This window comes from Serratia montpellierensis (genome assembly GCF_020858655.1).
GTDB lineage: Bacteria > Pseudomonadota > Gammaproteobacteria > Enterobacterales > Enterobacteriaceae > Serratia > Serratia montpellierensis.
In genome coordinates, this window is sequence record NZ_VOSN01000002.1 from 337,103 (window position 1) to 353,966 (window position 16,864).

The window sequence follows — 16,864 nt, forward strand, 5'->3', positions numbered from 1 at the left end:
AGTCGATGTTGTTGCTTTGATTTATATTACGTCGCCAGCTTGGTGCGAAGAGAGGGACTTGAACCCTCACGTCCGTAAGGACACTAACACCTGAAGCTAGCGCGTCTACCAATTCCGCCACCTTCGCGTACCAGAAACATTACCGGAGTAACGTTACCACGGAGGCGAATTCTAGAGATTTTGGCGGACACGTCAACAGTTATTTCCCCGCTTTGCGGGCGTTTGCTGGAAAAACAGCCATATCGCCGTTTTTCTGCTGGTCAAACAGCCAAATCAGCCAATCAATCAACACCCTGACCCGTGGCGCCAGGAAACGGCCGGGCGGATACATGATGTAAATCGGCATCGGCGGGGGCGGCGTGTCCGCCAACACTTCCACCAGTTCGCCCCGTTCCAGCCAGGGGGCAAGCGAATAGCGCGCCGCCTGAATCAATCCCATGCCGGCCCGCGCGCCGGCGATGTAGGCGTCGGCGCCGCTGACGCTCAGCCGGGCGGGGAGTTCGCGCCGTTCCACCTTGCCGCCGCGGCAGAATTCCAGCGGATAATCGCGGTTGCTGGCCAGGGAGAAATACCCCACCGCGCGATGCGGCTGCAGGCTATCGATGTCGAGCGGCGTGCCGCAGGCCTGCAGGTAAGCGGGGGAAGCGCAGGTGACCTGCGGCAACTGGACGATGCGCCGCGCCACCAGGCTGTCGTCTTCGGTTTCCCAGGCGCGCAGCACGCAGTCAACGCCTTCTCGCAGCAGATCGACGTGGGTGTCGTTGGCGCCCAGCGCCAGGGTGATGTCGGGGTAACGCCGGTAAAAGTCGCCCAATGCCGGAATGACGATCTGGCGCGCCAGCGAATGGGGCATATCGATGCGCACCTTGCCGGACGGCTGCAGCTTATGGTGGCTGAACAGCGTGTCCGCCTCCTCCAGCGCCCCCAGCAGCTGCACGCAGCGTTGATAGTAGAGGCTGCCTTCGCTGGTCACCTGCACCTGGCGGGTGGTGCGGATCAGCAGGCGCACGCCAAGCCGCTGCTCCAGCCGTTTTAACGCGTTGCTGACCGTGGCGCGCGGCAGCTGCAGGCGTTCGGCCGCCCGACTGAAGCTGCCCAGTTCGACGATGCGGGTAAAAATGCGCATGGCTTGAACCTGATCCATGTCCACTCCGGATTGTTGGTGATTTTTGAACAGTGATGTGCAATCTGCATTATTTATCTTTGTAGCGTAAACAACCAGACTTTGCTGCGTTATCCATTCACCGCATGAGGGCAGCACAATGCAACAACGTAAACTGGGTTCCCACGGTCCCGTCGTCTCCGCCCTGGGGCTGGGATGCATGGGCATGAGCGACTTCTACTCCACCGGTGCCGATCGGCAAGAAGCCATCGCCACGCTGCACCGGGCGCTGGAGCTGGGCGTCACGCTGCTCGACACCGCCGACATGTATGGCCCGCACACCAACGAAGAGCTGGTGGGGGAAGCGATCAAAGGCAAACGGCAACAGGTGTTCCTGGCCACCAAGTTCGGCATCCTGCGCGATCCGGCGGATCCTTCGGCGCGCGGCGTCAGCAGCCGCCCCGAGTATATCCGGCGCTCTGTCGAGGGCAGCCTGCGGCGCTTGGGCGTGGAGGAGATCGATCTTTATTATCAGCACCGGGTCGATCCGCAGGTGCCGATCGAAGACGTCATCGGCACGATGGCGGATCTGATCCGCGAAGGCAAGATCCGCCATATCGGCCTGAGCGAGGCGTCGGTGGCCACGCTGGAGCGGGCGCACAAGGTACATCCGATCACGGCGCTGCAGACCGAGTATTCGCTGTGGACGCGCGACGCCGAGCAGGGCGTGCTGGCGGCCTGTGAGCGACTGGGGATCGGCTTTGTGCCTTACAGCCCGTTAGGGCGCGGTTTCCTCACCGGCGCTATCCGGCGGCCGGAGGATCTGGCCGAGGACGATTTCCGCCGCGGCAACCCGCGTTTCCAGGGGGAAAACTTCGCCCGCAACCTGGCGCTGGTGGAGAAGGTGGGGGAGCTGGCGGCGCAGAAGGGCGTCAAGCCTTCACAGCTGGCGCTGGCCTGGGTGTTGGCGCAGGGTGCGCACATCGTGCCGATCCCCGGCACCAAACGCCGTCGCTATCTGGAAGAGAACGTCGCGGCGGCGGAGATAACGCTGAGCGCGGCCGAACTGGCGGCGATCGAAGCGGTGTTCCCACTGAGTGCGGCGGCCGGCGAACGCTACGGCGCCGAGTCGATGACCTATATCAACGGCTAAAAAAAAGCGCGGCCTCAGGCCGCGCTCTGTCGTTTTCCGCCAACGGCGAATTATTTCTTCTTCGGCGCGCGCGGCGGGCGGCCGACGGTGGCCTGATACACCTTGAAGCGGCCGTTCTGCGCCAGCACTTCGTGGCTGCCGAAGGTGGCGTCCAGAATGTCCGGGTACGGCAGGAAGGCGTTGGCGACGATGCGCAGCCGGCCGCCGATCGGCAGGTGCTTCACCGCGCCGCGGATCAGGGTCTCGGCGGCGGTCAGGCTGGTCTGCAGCCCGTCGTGGAACGGCGGGTTGGAGATGATCATGTCGAAACGGCCGGTGATGTCGGAGTAAACGTTGCTGACGATCACTTCGCCTTCGATGCCGTTGGCGGCCAGCGTCGCGCGGCTGGACTCCACCGCGGCGGCGTTGACGTCGCTGAGGGTCAGTTTTACCTTCGGCGACAGCTTGGCCATCACCGAGGCCATCACGCCGGCGCCGCAGCCGATGTCCAGCACCTTGCCTTTCATGTGTTTTTCCAGCGTCGACAGCAGCAGTGAGCTGCCGACGTCCAGGCCGTCGCGGCTGAACACGCCCGGCAGCGTTTTCACTTCCAGATCGTGCAGCTGATAGCTGTCCCACCAGTCGTTCAGGTCGAATTCGGTCTGCGCGTCCAGGCGGCCGTGATACAGGCCACAGCGGCGCGCGCTGTCGATTTTCACCAGCGTGGCATGGCCTTCCAGCGTTGGCTCGGCGCTGCGCACGCCGCTGCGGTTTTCACCGACCACGAACACGTCCACGGCTACCGGCAACAGTGCCAGGATGTTGCACAGCTGGAATTGCGCTTCCTGCTTGCTCTTCGGCCAGTAGTAAACCAGCGTGTCGCAGTCGGCGACGAAAGCGGGATCGACGGTCAAACCGAACTGCACGTTATCGCCCATCGTCCGGTTCAGTAACTGCCAGTGATGGTAATGCTGAGTGTGGACGCGCACGTCCGCGGCCTCGAATTGGGCCGGCAGGCTGTCCTGCAGGTCGCCGGCAAACAGCACGCGGCGTTCGATAAATTCATCACTGTGGCGCAGCATGACTTCACTGGCGGGGGTTAATGCAGACATCAGATATTGGCTCCTGGAAATGAGACCGGGGATTATAGAGCTTTGTGGCGATATGTTCGACGGGTTTGTTGGCGCGGGCTGCGCGGGTTTGTTAGCATAGCGCGGCGCATGGCAGGCATGGCGCACCACAACGGGTAGGAATCGGCATGGCATCAAAACGCGACTGGCTGTTACAACAACTGGGTATTACGCAGTGGACATTGCGCCGCCCGAGCGTGTTGCAGGGCGAAGTGGCGGTCAGTCTGCCGCCCGAGGCGCGCCTGCTGGTGGTGGCGCAGACGCTGCCCGCACCCGACGATCCGCTGTTTTGCGACGTGCTGCGCAGCCTGGGGCTGACGCCGGCGCAAACTTACAGCCTGACACCGGAACAGGCGGCGATGCTGTCTGAAGAGACCGCATGCAACAGTTGGCGGCTGGGCGTGGCGGAACCGCTTGCGGTCGCCGGCGCGCAGCTACACAGCCCGGCGCTGGCCGAGCTTTCCCAAGACGCGGGGGCCAAACGCGCCCTCTGGCAGCAGATTTGTCATCATGAACACGATTTCTACCCTGACGGCGGCCGATCTGGCCACGGCCTTCACCATTGAGCAAGCCAGCCACGCTTTTCCCTGGTCGGAAACCACCTTCGCCAGCAATCAGGGCGATCGCTACCTTAACCTGAAGCTGAGCGCCGACGGGGCGATGGCGGGGTTCGCCATCACGCAGATCGTGCTGGACGAAGCCACGCTGTTCAACATCGCCATTCATCCGCAGTACCAGCGCCGGGGCTTTGGCCGCCTGCTGCTCAACGCGGTGATCGAACAGCTGGAGAGCCGCGGCGTGGTTACGCTGTGGCTGGAGGTGCGCGCTTCCAACCAGGCGGCGATCGCACTGTATGAAGATCTCGGTTTCAACGAGGTCACCGTGCGCCGCAATTATTACCCGAGCGCCCACGGCCGCGAAGACGCGATCGTGATGGCGCTGCCGCTGGCGTAATCTAAAACATCCTGTTTATTGTTTGCATTCCCTTTTACAACTAAAAAGTTGTTTCTTCATTAATTTACATCAAAAAAGTTGTTTTTCACTGTCTCGACAACTAATTTGTTGTTTATTGCTGGTGAGACAATCAATGCGTTGTTTGGAGGCGCGGATGAGAAAATTATCCGAAGTATCAGCGTTGCTGAAAGAAAAACGCAGTGAGTTGGGTTGGAGTCAAAAAGACTTTTTAATGAAGATTGGCATGACCCAACAGCAATATCAGCGTATTGAAGCGGGGAGCGATATGCGGGTAAGCACGTTGCTACGCATATTGGCGGCGATGAATTTGGAATATGTCATCGTGCCAAAAAAGTCTGCCCGTGATGTGGAGTGCCTGCTGCAACAGGAAGTGAGTAGCGCACCGGAAGTCGGTAAGCCGCAGGGTTTTGAAAAAAAACTGAAAGATCTCGAGGACTAGCTGATGAAAGGGCTGCGACAGGTTGAATCGGTACAGGCATTAGCCTTGATATTGCATGGCGTGCGTGTTGGCGTGCTGGCGCATTACAGCGGCGGCAGAAACATCCTGACGTTTGATCCACACTACCTCGCTTTGCCGGAGCGTGTTCGTCCTTTGTTTACGCTCAGGCAGAAGGCGCACGCGGGGTATCTTGAGCAAGTTTTACAGTCATCGCAGCGTCTGCCGCCCGTTTTATCCAACTTGTTACCCGAAGGCGCACTGCGCGCTTGGGTGGCTCAGTCATTGAAAGCCCATGTGAATGAGGAGTTTCCTTTAATTGCCTGGGCCGGTGGAAACTTGCCGGGAGCGCTTGAAGCACGGCCGCTGGCTGCCAGTGACATACCCGCCTGGGCGTTAACGTCGCGCGGCGAGTTGGAAGCCGTGCAAATTGATGTTGGGATGGAGGCGCAAAAGTTTTCTCTGGCAGGGGTACAAATGAAATTTTCCTCTGTGCGTAAAGAGGGCCGCTTCAACATTTCTTCTCAGGTGGGCGCTGATAGCTGGATCATTAAAACGCCTTCAACGGTTCATCGTCATCTCCCTGAAAATGAATATACGGCAATGCGTTTGGCGCAAGCCATCGGCGTGGATATTCCTGATATTGAGCTGGTTGAACTGACAAGACTTGAACACTTGCCTGATATTCGCTTGGCGGATGAACCCTATGCTTATGCCATCCGTCGTTTTGACCGCAGCGAAAGCGGGCGAGTGCATACAGAAGATTTTGCCCAGATATTCGAGATTTACGCGCACGATAAATACCGCGGCAAAAATTACGATCAAATAGCGGCTTATCTCTATGAGTATGGCAGTGAATCTTTAGCGGATGTGCAGCAAATGGCGCGCCGTCTGTTGGCGAATATTTTGCTCGCCAATGGCGATGCGCACGTAAAAAATTGGTCCATGTTCTATCCAAACCAGACTGATATTCGGCTTTCTCCCGCTTATGACATCGTCACTACGTTGGCTTATATTCCTGGTGAGTCTGAGGCTGCGCTCAATATGGCGAAGGAAAAGCGCTGGGATAGGATCTCAATGCAAACCTTCGAGCGCTGGGCTGAGCGGGTCGATATTCCCTGGTCTGCGATACGGGTGCACCTGGTGGATGCCATCGACAAGGCGCGAAATTTGTGGCCGGCCTTATTGGAAGAGCTGCCGATGGCGGACGATCACAAATCGGTATTGCGCCGGCATTGGGCCGCTTTGTCTCCCGATTTCCGCCTGCGTTAGCGGGAAATCGGATCCATTGATTGTCACCGGTTGGCAAATCGGCGAAAATGCCCGGCTGTTATCTTTTATTCACCGCTTTGCCCGGCGCCGCGATCGGCGCGTTCTGATGATGTCGCAGGGCGGACTAACCGTAGAACCTGAAAACCATGTCTCCTAGTGAATTTGCCCGCGAAGTCTCCAAAAGAAGAACTTTCGCCATCATCTCGCACCCCGATGCCGGTAAAACCACCATTACCGAAAAAGTGCTGCTGTTCGGACAGGCGATCCAGACTGCCGGTACGGTAAAAGGCCGTGGCTCCAGCCAGCACGCCAAATCCGACTGGATGGAAATGGAAAAGCAGCGTGGGATCTCGATCACCACCTCCGTGATGCAGTTCCCGTACCGCGACAGCCTGGTCAACCTGCTGGACACCCCGGGGCACGAAGACTTCTCCGAAGATACTTATCGCACCCTGACCGCCGTCGACTGCTGTCTGATGGTGATCGACGCCGCCAAGGGCGTTGAGGATCGTACCCGTAAGCTGATGGAAGTTACCCGTCTGCGCGACACGCCGATCCTGACCTTCATGAACAAACTGGACCGCGACATCCGCGATCCGATGGAAGTGATGGATGAAGTCGAGCGCGAACTGAAGATCGCCTGCTCGCCTATCACCTGGCCGATCGGCTGCGGCAAGCTGTTCAAGGGCGTTTACCACCTGTACAAGGATGAAACTTACCTGTACCAGACCGGTAAAGGCCACACCATCCAGGAAGTGCGCATCGTCAAAGGCCTGAACAACCCGGAGCTGGATGCGGCGGTGGGTGAAGATCTGGCGGCGCAGCTGCGCGATGAGCTGGAGCTGGTGCAGGGCGCTTCCCACGAGTTCGATCAGGAGGCCTTCCTGAGCGGCGAGCTGACCCCGGTGTTCTTCGGTACCGCACTCGGTAACTTCGGCGTGGATCACATGCTGGACGGCCTGGTGGCCTGGGCGCCGGCGCCGATGCCGCGTAAAACCGACACCCGTGAAGTGACGGCGGCGGAAGAGAAATTCACCGGCTTCGTGTTCAAGATCCAGGCCAACATGGATCCGAAACACCGCGACCGCGTGGCCTTTATGCGCGTGGTGTCCGGCCGCTACGAGAAGGGCATGAAGCTGCGCCAGGTGCGCACCGGCAAAGACGTGGTGATCTCCGACGCGCTGACCTTTATGGCCGGCGACCGTTCGCACGTGGAAGAAGCCTACCCGGGCGACATCATCGGCCTGCACAACCACGGCACCATTCAGATCGGCGATACCTTCACCCAGGGTGAAGACATGAAGTTCACCGGCATCCCGAACTTCGCGCCGGAACTGTTCCGCCGCATTCGCCTGCGCGATCCGCTGAAGCAGAAACAGCTGCTGAAGGGGCTGGTACAGCTGTCCGAAGAGGGCGCGGTGCAGGTGTTCCGCCCGATTGCCAACAACGATCTGATCGTCGGCGCAGTCGGTGTGCTGCAGTTCGACGTGGTGGTGGCGCGGTTGAAGAGCGAGTACAACGTGGAAGCGTTGTACGAGTCGGTCAACGTGTCGACCGCGCGTTGGGTCGAGTGCGGCGATGTGAAGAAGTTCGAAGAGTTCAAGCGCAAGAACGAGCTCAACCTGGCACTGGACGGGGGGGACAACCTGTCCTACATCGCGCCGACCATGGTGAACCTCAACCTGACGCAGGAACGCTATCCTGACGTGACCTTCCGCAAAACCCGCGAACACTGATAATTCTGCAGGGCGCCCAGTGCGCCCTGCATGCTTCTCCTATCCTCACTGCGATAATTAATAAATCTTCCTCATATTTTATCCTGCAAACCGTTATCGCCAGGCGATGTTCGTTCGGCCTGCGTTTTCCGTCTGATGGTCTATCTTTAACGAGATGTCCGCACATTGCTTGAGAGTAAATCACTGTAATACGTTGCTTGTTTGGTGAGTTATTCTGATGTGTTGCCGATAGGAGACAGTCAGTATCTTTAAATATCAATGAGATAGCTATATTTCAGTTTTGTGTAACTTAGCCTGTCGCCAATAGACGACAGTTTTTTGGCTAAAAATCCGACTTCTGGATTTTTTTCTTTGATTTTTAAAGTGTTTTTTGAGTTGGCACGGCCGTTGCAATACTCCTGTCGTGAACGCTTAATCGTATAGCGATGATGAAGTATTTACCGAGAAGGCCGCGTGAAGGTGGCCGCAGGGTTCCGGCGCTCTGGCGCTGCGGGCCCCCAACAAAAGGAAGAGATCGATGAAAAAGACCAAATTTGCACACTCGCTGATGGCTGTCGTATTGGGTTCTGTTTTGGTAAGCGGCAGTGCGCTGGCCGAAGACAGCCTGCTCAACAAGGCGTCTAACGCCGCGGATAGTGCCGGTGCCAAAATCGATAGCTCCATGAAAAAAGTTGACGGTTACATGGATGACAGCGCGATAACGGCTAAAGTTAAAAGTGCGTTGGTGGACGATAAGAGCATCAAAAGCACTGACATTTCGGTGAAAACCGAAAAAGGCACCGTGACCCTGAGCGGGTTCGTCGGCAGCCAGGCGCAGGCGGAGCATGCGGTCGCGGTCGCCGGTAAGGTGGAAGGCGTCAAGACCGTCAGCGACAAGCTGCATGTGAAAGATGAAGCCAACCAATCGATCAAATCGTATGCAGGCGACACCGCCACCACCAGCGAGCTGAAAGCCAAGCTGCTGGCCGATGACATCGTGCCGTCGCGCAATGTGAAAGTGGAAACCACCGATGGTGTGGTGCAGCTTTCCGGTGAGGTGAAAACGCAGGCGCAGTCTGAACGTGCCGAAAGCATCGCCAAGGCCATCGACGGCGTGAAAAGCGTGAAAAACGACCTGGTGGTCAAGCAGTAATTCCGCCAGGCGCCCGTAACAAGCAACAACAAGCCGCATCTGTCGGGCCGTGAAGGCGGCCCGGCATGTAACACCAAAAAAAGAAACTGATTTGCCGTCGACGTCCCGTTGTTGGGGTGGTAGATGGCAGCGAATTTTTTCACAATGGTAAGGAGAAGCTTATGTTTCGTTGGGGCATTATCTTTTTAGTCATCGCGCTTATCGCTGCGGCGCTGGGGTTCGGTTCGTTGGCGGGCACCGCTGCCTGGGCGGCTAAAATCGTGTTCGTTGTCGGCATCATCCTGTTCCTGGTCAGCCTGTTCACCGGCCGCCGGCGCCCTTAGCCGGCAGGCATTTTCCCGTAAACTGTAACAAAGCTTAACTCCTTTTCTCACGTCGGGGAGGGCCGGCCATGAACAGCGACATCATCGTCGGGCGCTGGAAACAGCTGAAAGGCCAGGTATGGCAGGCGTGGGCAGAATGGTCCGGCAGCGATTATGCCTGGCTGGCCGGCAGCAATGATTTCCTCGCCGGCGTACTGCAAGAGGATTACGGAAGAGAGCGAGACGCGGTATCCTCGGAGAAAACGTCTCACTGAGGATGCCAAGTTGGGATACAGAATACCCATCACGCTCGGCAATATAGAACCGCTGTCGTCTAAACCCTTTCGGCCAGGCAAGATGGCGCTGGTCTGCGAAGGTGGCGGCCAGCGCGGCATTTTCACCGCCGGCGTGCTGGACGAGTTTCAGCGTGCGGGCTTTAACCCTTTCGATCTGCTGATCGGCACGTCGGCCGGTGCCCAGAATCTGTCCGCCTATATCTGCGGGCAGGTGGGTTACGCACGTCGGGTGATCACCCGTTACACCACTTCTGCCCAATTCTTCAATCCGCTGCGCTTTGTGCGCGGCGGGCATCTCATCGATCTCGATTGGTTGGTCGATACGGCAGCGGCGCAGATGCCGCTGGCGATGGACGTGGCGGAACAGCACTTTACCGACGGGCGAGAATTCCTGCTGTGCGCCTGCCGCAGCGATGACTTTGAGCCGACCTATCTGCCGGCGCAGCGCGAACGCTGGCTGCCGGCCATTAAAGCGTCCAGCGCCATTCCCGGTTTTTATCGCCAGGGCGTAGAGTTGGACGGCGTCAGCTATCAGGACGGCGGCATCAGCGATGCTATTCCGGTGGAAGAGGCCTATCGCCGTGGCGCCGACACCATCGTGGTGATCCGCACCGTGCCTTCGCAGATGTACTACACCCCGCAGTGGATGAAGCGCATGGAGCACTGGCTGAGCGACAGCAGCCTGCAGCAGATGGTGCGCATCCTGCAGCATCACGAGCAAAGCTATCACCGCATCCAGCGCTTTATCGAGAAGCCGCCGGGCAAGCTGCGGATCTTCGAAATCTTTCCGCCGAAGCCGCTGGCCAGCAATGCGCTGGGCAGCCGACTGGGGTCGCTCAATCAGGATTATCACCTGGGACGCCGCTGCGGCCGCTACTTCCTGGCCACCGTCGGCCAGTGGATGGCGCAGCCGGAGCCGGACGGCATGAAGGTGAAAAAAGCGCTGTCGCGCCGTCTGATCCAGCCGGAGAACGTCAGAATGCCTTCGCCGATCGTGACCGATATCGCCATGCCGCCCGAGCTGGGTGCGCAGCCGGAGGCCGCGGTGGCGGCGCCGAAGATCATTCTGCCGGGCGATTTGCCGCCGGGTGAAGGGGGCGCGCTGTGAGTTACGCCTTTACCGATACTCACTGCCATTTCGATTTTCCACCTTTTACCGGGCATGAGGCCGAGAGCCTGACGCGGGCGGCAAGCGCCGGCGTACAGCGCATCATCGTCCCGACGGTCACCGCCGATCACTTCGCCCGGGTGCTGCGGCTGGCGCAGGATCACGCGCCGCTGTTCGCCGCGCTGGGTCTGCACCCGCTGTATATCGCGCAGCATCATGAGCCGCAGCTGGAACAGCTGGCGGCGCTGTTGGCCGAACGGCCGCACAAGCTGGTGGCGGTGGGGGAGATCGGGCTCGATCTGTATATGGACAACCCACAGTTCGAGCGCCAGCAAAGCGTGCTGCTGGCCCAGCTGAAGCTGGCGAAACGGCATGACCTGCCGGTGATCCTGCATTCGCGCCGCACCCACGATCAGCTGGCCGCGGCGCTGCGGCGCATGCAGCTGCCGCGTCGCGGCGTGGTGCACGGCTTCGCCGGCAGCCTGTCGCAGGCGCAGGCCTTTATCCGCCTCGGCTATTACATCGGCGTGGGCGGCACCATCACCTATGAGCGGGCGCAGAAAACGCGCGGCGTGATGGCGCAGTTGCCGCTCGAGGCGCTGCTGCTGGAGACCGATGCGCCGGACATGCCGCTGGCCGGCTATCAGGGGCAGCCGAATCGCCCCGAACGCGCCGCCGAGGTGTTTCAAACGCTGTGTGAACTGCGGCCGGAACCGGCCGACGAGATCGCCGCCCACCTGCAACGCAATACCCAAACGCTGTTCGCCATGCCAAATTGAGGTCAACATAACGTGACTTACGTCACGTTATAAGATTTTCATTTGCGTCTCGTTGTATACATTTGTGACATAAATCGGTGCGAGGGTGACCTCGCTCAGTATAATCCCCCCCGAAACACTCCAATAGCAGACCTCTCTTCATGAGCAGGGATGTACTTTATTTTTTGCAACAGGGAAACTTTGCATGCAACTCATCATGAGTCTGGTCGGCATGGCGGTGCTGATCGCCATTGCGGTGCTGCTCTCCAGCAACCGCCGGGCCATCAAACTGCGCACCGTCGTGTGGGCGTTCATCATTCAGATCGGCATCGGCGCGCTGGTACTGTATGTGCCGCTGGGCCGCAGCATCCTCGGCAGTATGTCTAACGGTGTGGCAAACGTTATCGCCTACGGCAATCAGGGCATTTCGTTCATTTTTGGCGGGCTGGTGTCCGACAAGATGTTCGAGGTGTTCGGCGGCGGCGGCTTCGTGTTCGCGCTGCGCGTTCTGCCGGTGATCGTGTTCTTCTCCTCGCTGATTGCGGTGCTGTACTACCTCGGCATCATGCAATTGGTGATCCGCGTTCTGGGTGGCGGCTTGCACAAGCTGCTGGGCACCTCGCGCACCGAATCGCTGTCGGCGACCGCCAACATTTTCGTTGGCCAGACCGAAGCGCCGCTGGTGGTGCGCCCGTATATCGCCACCATGAGCCAGTCAGAATTGTTCGCCGTGATGTGCGGCGGCCTGGCCTCGGTAGCCGGTTCGGTATTGGCGGGGTACGCGCAGATGGGCGTGCCGCTGGAATACCTGATCGCCGCGTCCTTCATGGCCGCGCCGGGCGGGCTGCTGTTCGCCAAGCTGATGGTGCCGGAAACCGAGCAGACCCACGATAAAGACGATGCGATGAAACTGATCGCCGAAGAAGAGCGTCCGGCCAACGTGATCGACGCGGCGGCTTCCGGGGCAGCCTCCGGCATGCAGCTGGCGCTGAACGTCGGTGCGATGCTGTTGGCGTTTATCGCGCTGATCGCCTTGCTTAACGGCATTCTCGGCGGTATCGGCGGCTGGTTCGATTATCCGCAGCTGTCGCTTGAACTGATCCTCGGTTGGGTGTTCTCACCGATCGCCTTCCTGATCGGCGTGCCGTGGAGCGAAGCGATGACCGCCGGTTCGTTTATCGGCCAGAAGATCATCGTCAACGAGTTCGTCGCCTACATGAACTTCGGCGCCTATCTGCGCCCGGACGACGTGGTGGCGGCGGAAGGCCTGCAGGTGCTGTCGACGCACACCAAGGCGATCATCTCCTTTGCGCTGTGCGGCTTCGCCAACCTCTCTTCGGTGGCGATCCTGCTGGGCGGTTTGGGGAGCATGGCGCCCAACCGTCGCCATGACATCGCGCGCTTCGGTCTGAAGGCCGTGGCGGCGGGCACGCTGTCCAACCTGATGAGCGCCACCATCGCCGGTTTCTTCCTGGCGCTGTAAGCCATCCCTGAGCCCGCGACGGCGCGACCGATCGCGGGACTCTGCCTATACTCTAAGCAACGCGGGTGCTTGCCGCACCCGCGATCTTCAGCCGCTTCTTTAGCGAATTTGTGAACGATATCGCGTTATTTTGTGATGCTCTTCACATATAATTCCGGTCTGTTACAGTGCTATTTCATATAGTGTGATGATGAACGCGAATCGCCCTCGGCATTCGTGTTCAAATAGCTATTACTGGCCGGCCGCAAGGCGGGTGGCCATGTGCGGTGAGAAGGATCTCAGTTGCCGCCGCGGGAACGGCGTTCCCCAGCGCTATCTTCATGGAACCAAGTCCGCTCGCCAACACCCAGGTACTCAGTTGGAGAGTTTTATGACCGAATTAACCGCAGCAGCGCAACGTGCGCTGAACCTGATGGATTTAACCACGCTGAATGATGATGACACCGACGAGAAAGTGATCGCCCTCTGTCGTCAGGCCAACAGCCCGGCCGGCCACACGGCGGCCATCTGCATCTATCCGCGTTTTATCCCGGTAGCGCGCAAGGCGTTGCGTGAGCAAGGCACGCCGGACATCCGTATCGCCACCGTGACCAACTTCCCGCATGGCAACGACGATATCGACATCGCGCTGGCGGAAACCCGCGCGGCCATCGCCTATGGTGCGGATGAAGTGGACGTGGTGTTCCCTTACCGCGCGCTGATCGCCGGCAACGAACAGATCGGCTTCGAACTGGTGAAACAGTGCAAGCAGGCTTGTCAGGCGGCCAACGTGCTGCTGAAAGTGATTATCGAAACCGGTGAGCTGAAGCAGGCCGACCTGATCCGCAAAGCGTCCGAGATCGCCATCAAGGCTGGTGCGGACTTTATCAAGACCTCCACCGGCAAGGTGCCGGTCAACGCCACCTTGGAGAGCGCCGAGCTGATGATGTCGGTGATCCGCGATATGGGCGTGGCGAAGACGGTGGGCTTCAAGCCGGCCGGCGGCGTGCGCACTGCGGAAGACGCGCTGCATTATCTGCAACTTGCCGATCGTATTCTGGGCGAAGGCTGGGCCGACGCGCGGCATTTCCGCTTTGGCGCTTCCAGCCTGTTGGCCAGCTTGCTGACCACGCTGGGCCACCAGACCCAGACCGCCGGCGGCGGCTACTGATCGATTTCGTTGGCGGGCGCCAGGCGCGCCCGTCTGCACCGACTCTCGGCGACACAGGGGGATGCCTTGTTCCTGGCTCAAGAAATTATTCGTAAGAAACGCGACGGCCAGCCGTTAAGCGAAGCGGAAATCCGCTTTTTCATCAACGGCATTCGCGACAACGTGGTGTCGGAAGGGCAGATCGCCGCGCTGGCGATGACCATTTATTTCCATGACATGAGCATGCCGGAGCGCGTGGCGCTCACCATGGCGATGCGCGATTCCGGCACCGTGCTGGACTGGAAGAGTCTGGCGCTGAACGGCCCGATCGTCGACAAACATTCGACCGGCGGCGTGGGCGACGTGACCTCGCTGATGCTTGGCCCGATGGTGGCGGCCTGCGGCGGCTATGTGCCGATGATCTCCGGCCGCGGCCTGGGGCATACCGGCGGTACGTTGGACAAGCTGGAAGCCATTCCGGGCTTCAATATTTTCCCGGACGATAACGCCTTCCGCAAAATCATTCAGGACGTCGGCGTGGCGATCATCGGCCAGACCAGCTCGCTGGCGCCGGCGGACAAACGTTTCTACGCCACCCGCGACATCACCGCCACCGTGGATTCGATCCCGCTGATCACCGCCTCTATTCTGGCCAAGAAGCTGGCGGAAGGGCTGGATGCGCTGGTGATGGACGTGAAGGTTGGCTCCGGCGCCTTTATGCCGACCTATGCCCTGTCGCAAGATTTGGCGCAGGCGATCGTCGGCGTGGCCAACGGCGCGGGCTGCAAGACCACCGCGCTGCTGACCGACATGAACCAGGTGCTGGCCTCCAGCGCCGGCAACGCGGTGGAAGTGCGCGAAGCGGTGCGCTTCCTGACCGGCGAATACCGCAACCCGCGCTTGCTGGAAGTGACGCTGGCGCTGTGCGTGGAGATGCTGCTGTCCGGCGGCCTGGCGCAAGACGAGGCCGACGCGCGCGCCAAACTGCAGGCGGTGCTGGACAACGGCAAGGCGGCGGAGGTGTTTGGCCGCATGGTGGCGGCGCAGCAAGGGCCGATAGACTTCGTCGAACGCTACGATAGCTATCTGCCGGCGGCAACGCTGAGCAAGCCGGTGTATGCTGAAACCCCGGGCATCATCAGCGCTATGGATACCCGCGCGCTGGGCATGGCGGTGGTTTCGCTGGGCGGCGGCCGCCGCCGGGCGAGCGACACCATCGATTACAGCGTTGGCCTGACCGAGGTGGCGCGCCTGGGCGATAAGGTGGATACCCAGCAACCGCTGGCGATGATCCACGCCAACGATGAAGAGAGCTGGCAGCTGGCGGCCGATGCGGTGCGCAGCGCAATGACGCTGAGCGACAAGGCGCCGGAAGCGACGCCGGTGGTGTATAAGCGCATCACTCAAGCGTGATGACCCTCGTCTTTCAAGCCGTAGCGTTGTTGGCTGCACGCGTGCACCCCAGTCACTTACTTGAGTAAGCTCCTGGGGATACACGCACTAGCCGCCTAGCTACAATTTGAAATCCATTGGGTATAAATTTAGAGAATAAGGGCGATTGCAGTTTTGCGGTCGCAATAGCGTGAGAACACGCAGGAGAGCACAAATGAAACGTACATTTATTATGGTATTGGACTCCTTCGGTATCGGTGCCAGCGAAGACGCCGAACGTTTTGGCGACCAGGGTTCCGACACCCTGGGCCACATTGCCGAAGTTTGCGCGCGCGGTGAGGCCAACGTGGGCCGCCAGGGCCCGCTGACGCTGCCTAACCTGAGCCGTCTGGGCCTCGGCAAAGCGGCGGAAGAGTCCACCGGCAACTTCCCGCAGGGGCTGGATCGCAATGCAGACATCATCGGCGCTTACGCTTACGCCAGCGAGCTCTCTTCCGGTAAAGACACGCCGTCGGGCCACTGGGAAATCGCCGGCGTGCCGGTGCTGTTCGACTGGGGCTACTTCACGGAAGAGCACAACAGCTTCCCGCAGGCGCTGCTGGACAAGCTGGTCGAGCGCGCCAAGCTGCCGGGTTACCTGGGCAACTGCCACTCGTCCGGCACCGTGATCCTCGATCAGTTGGGTGAAGAGCACATGAAAACCGGCAAGCCGATTTTCTACACCTCCGCCGACTCGGTGTTCCAGATCGCCTGCCATGAAGAAACCTTCGGCCTGGATCGCCTGTATGAGCTGTGCGAAATCGCACGTGAAGAGCTGACCGAAGGCGGTTACAACATCGGTCGCGTGATTGCGCGTCCGTTCGTCGGCGATAAGCCGGGCAACTTCCAGCGCACCGGCAACCGTCACGATCTGGCGGTAGAGCCGCCGGCGCCGACCGTGCTGAAAAAGCTGGTGGACGAGAAGGGCGGCGAAGTGGTGTCGATCGGTAAAATCGCCGACATCTACGCCAACGTCGGCATCACCAAGAAGGTGAAGGCGACCGGTATCGATGCGCTGTTCGACGCGACCCTGATTGAAATGGAAAAGGCCGGCGACAACACCATTGTGTTCACCAACTTCGTGGACTTCGACTCCTCCTATGGTCACCGCCGTGACGTGGCCGGCTACGCCGCCGCGCTGGAGCTGTTCGATCGCCGCCTGCCGGAGCTGCTGAAGCTGGTGAAAGACGAAGACATCATCATCTTCACCGCCGACCACGGCTGCGACCCGACCTGGCCGGGCACCGACCATACCCGCGAGCACATCCCGGTGCTGGTTTACGGCCCGAAAGTGAAGCCGGGCTCGCTGGGCCACCGCGAGACTTTCGCCGACATCGGCCAGACCGTCGCCAATTACTTTGGCCTGTCGCCGATGGATTACGGTAAGACCCTGTTCTAAGCCCTGTCTTTCAAGCCGCAGCGTTGTTAGCTTCACGCGTGAA

17 protein-coding genes and 1 tRNA gene are annotated in these 16,864 nt (G+C 59.8%); 15 read left to right on the forward strand and 3 right to left on the reverse strand.

Annotated elements, in window-relative coordinates:
* Positions 1-40: 40 nt before the first annotated feature.
* Positions 41-127: transfer RNA gene (locus FUU19_RS02845), tRNA-Leu, on the reverse strand.
* Between the two features lie 72 nt (positions 128-199).
* On the reverse strand, positions 200-1,144 hold the full coding sequence (locus FUU19_RS02850) for a LysR family transcriptional regulator (protein ID WP_230489576.1): 945 nt from the start codon (positions 1,142-1,144) through the stop codon (positions 200-202).
* A 118-nt stretch (positions 1,145-1,262) separates the two neighbouring features.
* Here FUU19_RS02850 and FUU19_RS02855 point away from each other — a divergent pair, with 118 nt between their 5' ends.
* Complete coding sequence (locus FUU19_RS02855; RefSeq protein WP_230489577.1) at positions 1,263-2,255, forward strand: aldo/keto reductase; 993 nt, start codon at positions 1,263-1,265, stop codon at positions 2,253-2,255.
* Between the two features lie 50 nt (positions 2,256-2,305).
* On the opposite strand, the gene rsmC is transcribed toward FUU19_RS02855, so the two are convergent.
* A complete protein-coding gene (gene rsmC / locus FUU19_RS02860; RefSeq protein WP_230489578.1) occupies positions 2,306-3,346 on the reverse strand; it encodes a 16S rRNA (guanine(1207)-N(2))-methyltransferase RsmC in 1,041 nt (346 codons plus the stop codon).
* Between the two features lie 146 nt (positions 3,347-3,492).
* Between rsmC and FUU19_RS02865 the strand changes: the two genes are divergently transcribed.
* The 14 genes from FUU19_RS02865 to deoB all read left to right on the forward strand — a co-directional run bounded on the left by FUU19_RS02865 (position 3,493) and on the right by deoB (position 16,821).
* Positions 3,493-3,930, forward strand: coding sequence for a DNA polymerase III subunit psi (locus FUU19_RS02865; RefSeq protein ID WP_141971082.1), 438 nt, complete (start codon positions 3,493-3,495; stop codon positions 3,928-3,930).
* A complete protein-coding gene (gene rimI / locus FUU19_RS02870; RefSeq protein ID WP_202670072.1) occupies positions 3,875-4,318 on the forward strand; it encodes a ribosomal protein S18-alanine N-acetyltransferase in 444 nt (147 codons plus the stop codon). The genes FUU19_RS02865 and rimI overlap by 56 nt, the downstream gene beginning before the upstream one ends.
* Positions 4,319-4,472: 154 nt before the next feature.
* Positions 4,473-4,778, forward strand: coding sequence for a helix-turn-helix domain-containing protein (locus FUU19_RS02875; RefSeq protein WP_185742328.1), 306 nt, complete (start codon positions 4,473-4,475; stop codon positions 4,776-4,778).
* 3 nt (positions 4,779-4,781) lie between these two features.
* Positions 4,782-6,047, forward strand: coding sequence for a type II toxin-antitoxin system HipA family toxin (locus tag FUU19_RS02880; RefSeq protein WP_230489579.1), 1,266 nt, complete (start codon positions 4,782-4,784; stop codon positions 6,045-6,047).
* Positions 6,048-6,193: 146 nt separating this feature from the next.
* Positions 6,194-7,783 carry a peptide chain release factor 3 gene (gene prfC / locus FUU19_RS02885; RefSeq protein WP_141971076.1) on the forward strand — a complete coding sequence of 530 codons (1,590 nt, stop codon included), beginning with the start codon at positions 6,194-6,196 and terminating at the stop codon, positions 7,781-7,783.
* A 517-nt stretch (positions 7,784-8,300) separates the two neighbouring features.
* Positions 8,301-8,915, forward strand: coding sequence for a molecular chaperone OsmY (gene osmY, locus FUU19_RS02890; protein ID WP_141971074.1), 615 nt, complete (start codon positions 8,301-8,303; stop codon positions 8,913-8,915).
* A gap of 161 nt (positions 8,916-9,076) precedes the next feature.
* Complete coding sequence (locus FUU19_RS02895; protein WP_004857650.1) at positions 9,077-9,238, forward strand: DUF1328 domain-containing protein; 162 nt, start codon at positions 9,077-9,079, stop codon at positions 9,236-9,238.
* 68 nt (positions 9,239-9,306) lie between these two features.
* Positions 9,307-9,492, forward strand: coding sequence for a CsbD family protein (locus FUU19_RS02900; protein WP_060422311.1), 186 nt, complete (start codon positions 9,307-9,309; stop codon positions 9,490-9,492).
* Between the two features lie 10 nt (positions 9,493-9,502).
* Positions 9,503-10,621: a patatin-like phospholipase family protein gene (locus FUU19_RS02905; RefSeq protein ID WP_202670069.1), complete on the forward strand. Its 1,119-nt coding sequence runs from the start codon at positions 9,503-9,505 to the stop codon at positions 10,619-10,621.
* Positions 10,618-11,400, forward strand: a complete 783-nt coding sequence (locus FUU19_RS02910; protein WP_230489580.1) for a TatD family hydrolase — start codon at positions 10,618-10,620, stop codon at positions 11,398-11,400. Before FUU19_RS02905 ends, FUU19_RS02910 begins: the two co-directional genes overlap by 4 nt.
* Before the next feature lie 184 nt (positions 11,401-11,584).
* Positions 11,585-12,862 (forward strand): NupC/NupG family nucleoside CNT transporter, encoded by a 1,278-nt coding sequence (locus tag FUU19_RS02915; RefSeq protein WP_038630188.1) that lies wholly within the window; start codon positions 11,585-11,587, stop codon positions 12,860-12,862.
* A 370-nt stretch (positions 12,863-13,232) separates the two neighbouring features.
* A complete protein-coding gene (gene deoC / locus FUU19_RS02920; RefSeq protein ID WP_197833285.1) occupies positions 13,233-14,012 on the forward strand; it encodes a deoxyribose-phosphate aldolase in 780 nt (259 codons plus the stop codon).
* A gap of 66 nt (positions 14,013-14,078) precedes the next feature.
* Complete coding sequence (gene deoA, locus FUU19_RS02925) at positions 14,079-15,404, forward strand: thymidine phosphorylase (protein WP_197769292.1); 1,326 nt, start codon at positions 14,079-14,081, stop codon at positions 15,402-15,404.
* 193 nt (positions 15,405-15,597) lie between these two features.
* Positions 15,598-16,821 (forward strand): phosphopentomutase, encoded by a 1,224-nt coding sequence (gene deoB / locus FUU19_RS02930; protein ID WP_141971065.1) that lies wholly within the window; start codon positions 15,598-15,600, stop codon positions 16,819-16,821.
* The last annotated feature ends 43 nt before the right edge of the window (positions 16,822-16,864 follow it).